This window comes from Mycobacterium sp. (assembly GCF_051006775.1).
Classification (GTDB): Bacteria; Actinomycetota; Actinomycetes; order Mycobacteriales; family Mycobacteriaceae; genus Mycobacterium.
In genome coordinates, this window is sequence record NZ_JBPCSX010000075.1 from 1 (window position 1) to 3,122 (window position 3,122).

The following is a 3,122-nucleotide window of genomic DNA, read 5'->3' on the forward strand; positions in this document are numbered from 1 at the left end:
TGGGGAAGGCGTAGGCGAACACACTGGCGGTGTGCTTGCCGTCGGGCGCCAACTCCGGATCGTGGACGGAGGGGATCTGTATCGACAGCGCGGGATTCTCCGGAACCTCGCCCCACCGGCAGTTGTCCCATTGACGCTGTTGAGTTTCGGGCGAGCCGAACATGCCCACCGACAACTGCATACCCGGTTCGTTGAGATAGTCGTACGGCGCCAGGTATCGGGGGAGTTCGTCAAGGGCGAAGTGCATCTGCAGGAATGAAGCCCGATGGTCCCGACCACCGAGGCGTGCCACCAGCGACGCCGGAAGGTGTTCGGCGCCAACCAGATCCAGCAGTGTGGTGTCCGGCGAGAGATTCGATACCACCACCGGCGCGGTGATGGTCGCGCCGTCGCGCAGCTGAACACCGGTAACCGTGCCACTCTCGACCAGGATGCGGTCGACCTTGGCGCGATATCGCATTTCACCCGCGGCCTCCAGATACAGCGCGCGCAGGTGCTCGGCGAGCACCCCGATACCACCCTTGAGCTTGGTGGTCATCGAGCCACCTTCCTCCGGGAGTGCCATCGCGAAGGCCAGGCATGTCGCACTGCCGGGGGTGTAGGGGCCACGGTAGGTCGAGTTCACCGCCAGGAACGCCAGCATCCCGCGGATCACCGCGTGCTTATCGCGGTCCGGCAGGAATCTGTCCACCACATCCATCGCCGAACTGAACAGCATCTCGTGGATGGCGCGTCGTTCATTCTCATCAGCCGCGCAGGCGTACATCTCGTCGATCGTTTTAGGAGGGGAGAGGGCATCGAACCGTCCCAGGGCTTTACCGGGACCGCGGGCCCAATTGGCCAACTCGGCCATCGCCATCACGGCTTCCATGCCGTGCTTCTCATTGAGGTGGGTGAGCATCTGCATGGGGTCGCTGTGGAACACCATGGCTTCTTCGCCATGCTCGCCGAGGTTCACCGACTGGATCTCCGACTCGATACCCGGAAGGCTGTCCAAGCCCAGTTCGGCATTGATCTTGGCGGCGGTGGGGAAGCGGACTGAGCCGGCGATCTCGAAGTGAAAGCCCTCGATCAGTTCGACGGTTGCCGACATGCCGCCGCTGTAGGTGTTGGCCTCCAGGCATACGGTGCGCAGGCCCGCGCGTTGCAGGACGGTGGCCGCGGTCAGGCCGTTGTGGCCGGCTCCGACGATGATGGCGTCGTAATCGCTCATCACCGGAGCGTAGGCCGACCGGGCGTGGCCCGCCGTGGAAATTCTCGGCCCGATTCGGGGTGCATCAGCGGTACGGTCACTGTTATGACACTGTCAACAATCGCGCTCACCAGTCTCGACGGCAACGCCACCTCATTGGCCGCGTACGGCGACCGCGCGGTGTTCCTGGTCAATGTGGCTTCGAAGTGCGGCTTGACGCCCCAGTACGGAGCGTTGGAGAAACTGGCCCAGGACTACGGTGGCCGCGGGCTGACTGTCATCGGCGTCCCCTGTAACCAGTTCATGGGGCAGGAGCCCGGCAGCCCGGAGGAGATTCAGGCGTTCTGCTCGACGACCTACGGCGTGACGTTTCCGTTGCTGGCCAAAACCGACGTCAACGGCGCCGGGCGCCACCCGCTGTATGCCGAGCTCACCAAGACGCCGGATGCCAATGGCGAAACAGGCGACGTGCAGTGGAACTTTGAGAAGTTTCTGATCGCCCCGGGTGGCGTTGTGGTCAACCGGTTCCGTCCGCGCACCGAGCCGGATGCCCCCGAAGTGATCAGCGCCATCGAAGCAGTCCTGCCGGGGTAGTCGGGGAGATCGAATTAACCGGCGGCGCTGGAAATCGTCTCAATCGCGCGGCGATCCAGGTCGTCGATGGGAATGTGGCTGTGTTCCCGTAGGACGGTTTCAATCGCCGCCGCCGCGGATTCGGCAGCGTTGCCCGATGTCGATACGGATTCCCAGTCTGAAATCAGCTCTCCGAGTTCATCCAGTTCGATCATCTCGGCTTCGATCTCGATTTTCTGAATCCGGCCGCGCAGCAGCGCGGTGACGTCGTTGGGCGCGGGCGGGGGACCGGTCTTGAGCCGTTTTCGTACCGCGCGCAGCGGCCGGACAACCTCGATATGCCACGCGTCCACACGGGCCCGCGCCGCATTGAGGTTCGACGAGGTCAATCTCTGGCGCCGCACGGCACCGACGAACGCGGCAAACAGGACAAGGGTGACGTCCAGATCGTGCCGGTTCTGCAGATGCAGACAAGCTTCGGCCACGCCGTCTCGTGCATACAGGGCGAGTGCAAATTGCTTGACGGACCCGGGGTCATCGGCGTGCGGGGTTATCGGCCCTCCCAGCGGCGGTACAGCTCGTGGGAGATGTCGAACTGGTCGAGAAGCTTTCCCACGGTCTGGTTGAGCAGGTCGTCGATGGTCTGGGGTTGGTGGTAGAACGCCGGGGCAGGCGGCATGACCGTCGCTCCGGCGAGTGTGACGGTCTCCATATTGCGAATGTGGATGAGGCTCAATGGGGTTTCCCGCGGTACTACCACCAGCCTGCGGCGTTCCTTGAGGCATACGTCGGCTGCGCGGGTGAGGAGGTCGCTGACGGTGCCGGTCGCGATCGTGGCCAGCGTCTTCATCGAGCAGGGCACCACCGCCATACCGATGGTGCGAAACGATCCCGAGGAGATCGCGGCACCGAAATCTCCGGGGTCGTACACCACGTCGGCCAGGGCTTCGAAATCGCTACGGCTGGCGCCCATTTCGAACTCGATGGTCTTGTCGGCGCCCTTCGAGACGACGAGATGGGTCTCGATTTCGGGATGGTTGTGCAGTGCCTTCAGCGTGGCGAAGGCCAGGTGCGGGGCGCTGGAGCCGCTGACACCGATTATCAACCGTTGCCGTTGCACGCCTTCTTCAGGACTTCTCGACGTAGGACTTCAGCCGATTCAGAACCCCACCCCAGTAGGTGTTGCAGTACGCCAGGTGTGGGTCATCACTGGACCACTCGCCGTCCGTCAACGAGACTTCGGTGCGGCCATCCGGCAGATCGGCGAGCGCGATGGTCAGCGTCTTGCCGGCGGTGTTGCCCGGCCCCTCCACCGCGGTGCGCACGATCGACTCGCCGGGGTTGAGTTCGTCGATCC

General features: G+C 63.7%; 5 protein-coding genes. 1 reads left to right on the top strand and 4 read right to left on the bottom strand.

What is annotated here, in order from left to right:
• The coding region (locus ACR2JI_RS05770) for a phytoene desaturase family protein (RefSeq protein WP_526388947.1) at nt 1–1,213 on the bottom strand (1,213 nt) is incomplete at its 3' end.
• Between the two features lie 84 nt (nt 1,214–1,297).
• On the opposite strand from ACR2JI_RS05770, the gene ACR2JI_RS05775 reads away from it, so the two are divergent.
• Entirely contained in the window at nt 1,298–1,786 is a 489-nt protein-coding gene (locus ACR2JI_RS05775; protein WP_526388949.1) for a glutathione peroxidase, read from the top strand.
• A gap of 14 nt (nt 1,787–1,800) precedes the next feature.
• Here the strand turns inward: ACR2JI_RS05775 and ACR2JI_RS05780 are convergent, their stop codons facing one another.
• The 3 genes from ACR2JI_RS05780 to ACR2JI_RS05790 all read right to left on the bottom strand — a co-directional run.
• Complete coding sequence (locus tag ACR2JI_RS05780) at nt 1,801–2,331, bottom strand: TIGR02444 family protein (RefSeq protein WP_526388955.1); 531 nt, start codon at nt 2,329–2,331, stop codon at nt 1,801–1,803.
• The gene (locus tag ACR2JI_RS05785; RefSeq protein ID WP_526388951.1) at nt 2,316–2,885 is read right to left on the bottom strand and encodes a UbiX family flavin prenyltransferase; all 570 of its coding nucleotides are present in this window, start codon (nt 2,883–2,885) and stop codon (nt 2,316–2,318) included. Before ACR2JI_RS05785 ends, ACR2JI_RS05780 begins: the two co-directional genes overlap by 16 nt.
• Before the next feature lie 7 nt (nt 2,886–2,892).
• A partial coding sequence (locus tag ACR2JI_RS05790; RefSeq protein WP_526388953.1) for an SRPBCC domain-containing protein occupies nt 2,893–3,122 on the bottom strand: 230 nt, incomplete at its 5' end.

What these genes read in the sequence shown, in the direction of transcription:
- ACR2JI_RS05775 (WP_526388949.1), top strand. Translation starts at nt 1,298, where the DNA reads ATGACACTGTCAACAATCGCGCTCACCAGTCTCGACGGCAACGCCACC.